General features: G+C 64.1%; 5 protein-coding genes. 1 reads left to right on the forward strand and 4 read right to left on the reverse strand.

Going from position 1 to position 6,567, the window contains the following annotated elements; genetic code table 11:
- Positions 1 to 120: 120 nt before the first annotated feature.
- The 3 genes from rodA to mreD form a co-directional block, all read right to left on the reverse strand.
- Positions 121 to 1,221, reverse strand: a complete 1,101-nt coding sequence (gene rodA / locus VLA96_01325; GenBank protein ID HSE47826.1) for a rod shape-determining protein RodA — start codon at positions 1,219 to 1,221, stop codon at positions 121 to 123.
- Positions 1,218 to 3,266 carry a penicillin-binding protein 2 gene (gene mrdA / locus VLA96_01330; protein HSE47827.1) on the reverse strand — a complete coding sequence of 683 codons (2,049 nt, stop codon included), beginning with the start codon at positions 3,264 to 3,266 and terminating at the stop codon, positions 1,218 to 1,220. Before mrdA ends, rodA begins: the two co-directional genes overlap by 4 nt.
- A gap of 149 nt (positions 3,267 to 3,415) precedes the next feature.
- The gene (gene mreD, locus VLA96_01335) at positions 3,416 to 3,937 is read right to left on the reverse strand and encodes a rod shape-determining protein MreD (GenBank protein ID HSE47828.1); all 522 of its coding nucleotides are present in this window, start codon (positions 3,935 to 3,937) and stop codon (positions 3,416 to 3,418) included.
- A gap of 415 nt (positions 3,938 to 4,352) precedes the next feature.
- Here mreD and VLA96_01340 point away from each other — a divergent pair, with 415 nt between their 5' ends.
- A complete protein-coding gene (locus VLA96_01340) occupies positions 4,353 to 5,372 on the forward strand; it encodes a hypothetical protein (GenBank protein HSE47829.1) in 1,020 nt (339 codons plus the stop codon).
- Here VLA96_01340 and mreC read toward each other — a convergent pair whose 3' ends face one another.
- Positions 5,373 to 6,470 carry a rod shape-determining protein MreC gene (gene mreC / locus VLA96_01345; GenBank protein HSE47830.1) on the reverse strand — a complete coding sequence of 366 codons (1,098 nt, stop codon included), beginning with the start codon at positions 6,468 to 6,470 and terminating at the stop codon, positions 5,373 to 5,375.
- Positions 6,471 to 6,567: the final 97 nt, after the last annotated feature.

Consider the following 6,567-nt stretch of genomic DNA (forward strand, 5'->3'; position numbering starts at 1 on the left):
TCTCTCTTTTTGATCGTTCGTCCGGCTCGTCCTTCGGCCGGCTGTTTGCCCCTGCGGGGCTGTGAATCTTCTTCCGCCCTGCGGCGGTCGTACGCGTTGGTAAACCTCTTTGCCTGCTGCTCAGTTCACGAATCGGCGCATCCGGATGTTGTTCACCAACCCCAGCGCCAGGAACATGAACAGGATCGACGAGCCGCCGTAACTCATCAGCGGCAGCGGGATCCCCGTGACCGGCATGTAGCCGACCACCATGCCGACGTTGACCATGAGGTGGAAGACCAAGATGGCCACCACTCCCATCACCACGAACGTCCCGGCGCGGTCAGGCGCCGTCTGGGCGTTCTGGATCAATCGCATCAGCAGCACAAAGTATAGCAGCAGGACGAACAGGCAGCCCACAAAACCGTGCTCCTCCGCCAGCGCCGCGAAGATGAAGTCCGTCTGCGGCACCGGCAGGAAGTCCCCCTGCGTCTGGGTTCCCTTGGCTGTTCCCTTGCCCCATAGCCCCCCGGAACCCACCGCGATCAGGGATTGATTGATCTGGTACCCCGACCCTTGCGCGTCCACTTCCGGGTTCAGGAAGGTCATCATGCGCTGCTTCTGGTAGGGCTTCAGGCCGTAGTGCCAGGCCAGCGGCGCCAGCATCGCGCCCACCAGCACGATGACCGCCGCGTGCCGGAACTTGATGCCGCCCAGGAACAACGCCATCATCGCCACCGGCACGTAGGTCAGCGCCGTCCCCAGGTCGGGCTGCCGCAGCACCATCAGGAAGGGGATGCCCGCGATCAGCCCCGCCTTCACGATGTCGCCCACCGTCGCCTCCTCCCGCACGTGGTCGGCGAAGTACTTCGCCAGCGCCAGGATCAGCACCAGCTTCACCCACTCCGACGGCTGGAAGTGCTGGCCTCCCGGCAGCATGATCCAGCGCTTCGCTCCCAGGTACTTGCGGCCGAACAGGAACACCGCGATCAGCGAGACGATCGACGCCACGTACAGCCAGTGCACGTTCTCCAGCAGCATCTCGTAGTTGATCATGCTGACCAGGAACATCAGCACCACGCCGCCCAGCACCCAGTACATCTGCTTGATGTGCAGCTGGCTGGCCGCGAACTTGGTGTTCAGCGTCGCCGTGTAGATCTCCGTGATGCCGATGCCGCAGATCAGCAGCACCACCGCCAGCAGCCCCCAGTCGAAGTCGCGGAACGACAGGTACTTCGTCATCGCCCGCCTCCTGCCACGGCGGCAGCCGTTGTGGCGCGCTCGCCCCCGCGCGCGCGGACCTCGCGCGGCTTGATGGCATCCACGCCCGGCGCCGCCTTCACCCGCTTCACTTTCCCGGAAGGCTGCACGGTGAAGCGCCCCGCCTGGATGGTTTGCCCGCCGCCGTGCTCCTCGGGCGCCGTCCACACTCCGCCCATCTCCACCGGCCGGTTCGCCTGCGCCACCTTGGTCGCGCGCTTGCGCTGCTTGTCGTAGTAAGCCTTCACCACGTCCGACGCCAGGTGCGCCGCCGCCGTGCCGTGCTCGCCCTCTTCCAGCAGCACCGACACCAGGATCTCCGGGTTGCGCCGTGGCGCCACGCCCACGAACCACCCGTTGTCCTTGTACTGCGAGCCCTTCAGGATCTTGCGCGCGTCGTTCGATATCACCTGCGACGAGCCCGTCTTGCCCGCGAAGTCGACGCCGTCAATGTGCGATGACGCCGCCGTCCCGCCCGGCTGCGTGGTGTTCGCCATCGCGTCCGTGATCGTCACCCAGTTGCCCTCGGCGATCGCGACCCGCGTCTCGTCCTGGCTCGTCTGCACCGCCTGCTTGTAGCGCGCGAGGAAGTCCTCGGGCTGGGTGCCGGGGTCCACCAGGTGCGGCCGCCGCAGCTTGCCGCCGGTCGTGATCGCGCCGATCGCCCGCGCCAGCTGGATCGGCGTGGTCGTGACCGCGCCCTGTCCGATGCCCACCGAGATGGTCTCGCCCGCGTACCACTTCTGCTTGAAGTTGCGGATCTTCCACTCTTCGCTCGGCATCACGCCCGCCACCTCGTTCGGCAGGTCCACGCCCGTCCGCTGCCCCAGCCCGAGCTCGGTCGCGTACTTCGCGATGCGCCCGATGCCCAGCCGCTCCGCCAGCGTGTAGAAGAAGACGTCGCACGACTGCGGGATCGCCTTGTGGATGTCCACCGACCCGTGCCCCCGCGCCAGGTGGCACTTGAAGAAGCGCCCGTAGAACACCTGCCCGCCGCGGCAGTACACCTGCAGGTTCTGCGCGATGCCTTCTTCCAGCCCCGCCATTGACATGATGATCTTGAACACCGAGCCGGGCGCGAGCTGCGCCTGCGTCGCCTTGTTCATCAGCGGCTTGCCGGGGTCGGTGAGCAGCGCGTTCCACTCCGCGCGCTGGATGCGCACCGCGAAGTGGTTGGGGTCGAACACCGGCCGCGACGCCATCGCCAGGATCTCGCCCGTGCGCGGGTCCATCGCCACGATGGCGCCATTCTTCCCGCTGGCGTTCAGCGCCTCCTCCGCCGCGATCTGCAGGTCGAGGTCGATCGTCAGCTTGAGTTGCTTGCCGGGCGTCGCCGGCGTCTCGTCCTTGCGCCCGACTTCCTTGCCGTGGCTGTTGACGATCACGTTGCGATATCCGTCCTGCCCCATCAGCCAGTCGTTGTACTGCGCCTCCACGCCCGACTTCCCCACCACGTCGCCCGGCTCGTACAGCTCGTAGCGCGGGTCGTTCAGCATCGCTTCGCTCACTTCGCCGACGTAGCCGATCACGTGCGCCATGAAGCCGTCTTTCGGATACAGCCGGCGGTGCACCATGATGGTGTCGAGATAGGGAAATTCGTTGCGATGCGCTTCGAGATACGCCAGCTCGTCCGGCGTGATGTCGTCCTTCAGCACCAGCGGCTGGCTCGGCGGCTTGTCGGCGAAGCGCCGGATGCGCGACCGGATCTCCTGCGCTTCCATGTGCAGCCCGAGCGCGATCTTGTCGATGTCCGGCGGGTTCGTCTTCAGCTGCTCGCGCAGCAGCAGCACCGAGAACGACGGGTAGTTGTCGACGATGATGCGGCCTTCGCGGTCCAGGATCTTGCCGCGCGGCGCCAGGATCGGCATCTTGCGCACGCGGTTCTGCTCCGCCAGCGCCATGTACTCATCGCGGCTCGCGACCTGCAGCCGCGCCAGGCGCATCGTCAGGATCACGAAGATCACCAGGATCGCGTACTGCACGAACGTCAACTTGATTGCTGGGACTTTTTCGCCGCGCTCGGCCACCGGACTGCTGCCTGCCTTCTGCGCTCAGTATAGAGCTACTCCGCCCGCCGGGGCATAAGGCCTAGTGCTTAACCCGTGAGCACGGTGTAGCGCCCTCGACCTCGAGGGCGCAGATTCAGGCAGGCCCGGCCGCCCGGTCGGGCCGGGCCCTAAGCCCTCTGCTTGAGCTTGTCCAGCACCGCGAACAGCACGACCGCCAGCAGCCCATTCGCCAGCGCCGCGCCCAGCAGGTGGCCCCACTGCCACGCCAGCTCCTCCGACACCAGGTTGCGCGCGACGAGGTAGTAGATCGCCTGGTGCAGCAGGTAGAACCCGAATCCCATGATCACGCGCGAGCCGGGGTTCTCCACGTCGAGCCGCACGCCGATCGACGACGCCGCGAACCCCACCACCGTCTTCGCGATCCCGAACATCCCGATGGGATGGTGCGTCAGCGAATCCTGCACCAGCCCGATCAGCATCCCCGTCGCCATGCCCGCGAGCTGGTTGCGCCGCGCCACGGCGAAGAAGATGGTCACCAGCAGCGGCAGGTCGAACACCCCGATGAACCGCAGCCGCGTCCCCAGCAGCGACTGCACCAGCAGCGCCGCCAGCGGCACGCCGAACGTCGCGATCCACGAGAACTTGTGGACCTCGATCTGCTCCCGGGATGTGTAGGTGATGTTGGCCACGCCTAGCGGTCTATGGCGACATTGTACTAAGGGACATCTTGACGACCGGCGTGGCGAGGGGGGGGATAATCTCCCGCCAAACCGGAAGGAGGCTCTATGAAAAAGAGCTTATTGCTGTTGGCCTGGGGTTCCTCTTGTTGACTCTCTCTAGTAAACGGGCAGAAGCTAGCTGTGGAGACCAATACTCAAGCCGCCTTTGGACCTGCAACAGCTGCGCCACCACGACGAACATACAGACGTGCTCCGGTTTCGGACACAATTGTGCTCAACTTTGCAGCTTCGTTCCCTGCGGAGAGAATTGCGCGGTAGGAACTGCAGGGCCGTGTGGCTGTCTTCAGGGCAGGGGTTGCGGGAAACCGACCATGAAGTCGAAACAACCGCAACGGAAGTCTGTTGACATTTCAAAGAGAGACTCATGACTCCCGCGACACGATCAGGGCTGTTGCCGCTCGTCTTCGTAATGTGCTTGGGCGCCAGCGCCCAAGCACCCTCCCCAGATCGCCGGCCGTACCAGGCGTATCAAAGAACTGCGCTCAAACCGCAGAGTTCGGTCCCTTGGCAACCACCATTTCCGGCCTACAGCACCGAACCTTTTCTCTGCCAAGGCAATGCGTTGTACTTTCCCGCAACAGATTCAGTGACAGATTCGATGTTGCCGGTTTGGAAAATCAACGTCGACAAGGGTGAGAAGGAGACTGTGTTTCAGGTCCCGGCCGAATTTCAGGATGGTTATCGCTTCGCGACTTACGCCGTTTCGCCGACCGGTCTACTGACTGAAGCAGTCGTTAACGAAAAAACTGGCGAAACGGAACTCTTGCGGTTCGCTTCAGACGGCTCGTACACCTCTCGCGCTCGCCTGTCAGTTCCCAAGTTTTTCCATGTGGAATACCTTGCGATTTTCGACACCGAACAGATGTTTATCGCGGGTTACGTGGCCAGCGGGGGTCCAAAAGCGCTCGTTGGTCGACCAACGGTGGCAATTTTTTCACCAGATGGTGAGTTGGTGAAAAAGATCTCTGCCTTGCAAGCGTCACAAAAGAAGGACTCGATTGATCCAAGGGAGATTTCTGAGCGCTCCGTCGCGATGGGCGGTGACGGAAATCTCTACTACCTTCGAGGACGCGAAGTCGCCGTCATATCGCCGGGTGGCGATCTAGTGCGGAGACTTCTCATCGAGCGTCCGGAAAAGGAATACGTACCTGTAAAGCTGGATTTTTCAGAGGGCGTGGTCTCAGTGAGGTTCATGAAGCCAATGCCGAAGCAGGTTCCCACCATTCTGATGCGGACCTTCGATTCGAACACCGGGGAACTGCTTGCGGAATATAGCCCGGGCGAGGGATTGACGAACGCCCAGCTCTGCTACTCACGTCGCGAGGGTTATTTGTTCATGGGCAAGAAGGACGGGAAGACCGCATTCGTGCGCGCAACTCCGTAGCTAGCGGGGATTATCTCCCGCGGCCTGTGGCGTTGGCGTCGGTGTCGCCGGTTTTGTGGGCGGCGGCTGTTGCTGGGTTGGATTCGTCGGCCCTGGAGGCTGCGCGGCCGGCTGCCCGCCGCCCGCCGCGGGCCGGTTCGCCGACGGCTTCTGCTCCGGCTTGGGCTCGTTCTTCTTCACGCTCGGCAGCCGCTGCGCCAGCACGTCCGCCGCCCGCACCGGCCCGTTCGCCGCGTCCACCGCTTCCGGCGCGCGCTCTTCCATCTTCGTGATGACGAGCACTTCTTCGAGCCGCTGCAGGTTTGCCGCCGGCTTCAGCCGGATGTTCAGGAACAGGTCTTCGCGGCTCAGCAGCTCGCTCACCCGCGCCAGCGGCAGCCCTTTCGGGAAGATGCCGTCGCCGCCCGAGGTCAGCACGCGCTCGCCGAGCTCCACTTTTTCATCGGACAGGATGTTCGCCAGCTTCAGGTCGCCCGCTGCCGTTCCCTTCGCGATGCCTTGCAGCCGCGTCTTCTCCAGCACGCCGCCCACGCCCCACGTCGGGTCGGTGATCAGCAGCACGCCCGCCGTGTTCGCCAGTGGCTGCACGATCTTCCCCACGGCGCCTTCGGGCGTGATGACCGGCATGTCGGCGCGCACGCCGTCGTTCGTTCCCTTGTCGATGTAGATGAGCCGCGATTGCTCGCTCCCGCTCGAGCCGATGACCTGCGCCGCCACCGTCTGCCCGATCGTCTGTTCCTTGAAGTTGAGCAGCGCCTGCAGCCGCCGCCCTTGTGCCGCGTCCTCCGCGATGCGCGCCTGCTCCAGCTTCAGCCGCTCCACTTCCTGCTTGAGCTGCCGGTTCTCTTCGCGCACGCCGCGCAGGTTCACGTACCCATTCCACGTGTCGCGCAGGCCGCGGCCGCTCGCTGCCACCAGCTTCTCGATGGGCGTGATCGCGCCCATCACCCACACCCGCAGCAGCGGCGTCTTCTTTTCTGGATTCGCGGGATCGCCCGGGTCGGCGCGCTTCACCTGCACCGCGAGCCCCAGGATCTGGGCAAACAGCATCGCCACCAGCAGCGTGACGTTGCGATGGCGCGCGAACAGGCTTTCCATGGGAAGTAGTCTCGAGTTTCAGGTTTCAAGCTTCCCGCGGCCGGTTTCGAAACTTGAAACTCGAAACTTGAAACTTACCGGTCACTCCGCCACGAAA

Source organism: Terriglobales bacterium, assembly GCA_035457425.1.
GTDB lineage: Bacteria > Acidobacteriota > Terriglobia > Terriglobales > Acidobacteriaceae > JACPNR01.

Excerpts from the sequence above, each read along its gene's own strand:
- rodA (HSE47826.1), bottom strand. The coding sequence starts at position 1,221 with ATGACGAAGTACCTGTCGTTCCGCGACTTCGACTGGGGGCTGCTGGCG.
- VLA96_01340 (HSE47829.1), top strand. The coding sequence starts at position 4,353 with ATGACTCCCGCGACACGATCAGGGCTGTTGCCGCTCGTCTTCGTAATG.
- mreC (HSE47830.1), bottom strand. The coding sequence starts at position 6,470 with ATGGAAAGCCTGTTCGCGCGCCATCGCAACGTCACGCTGCTGGTGGCG.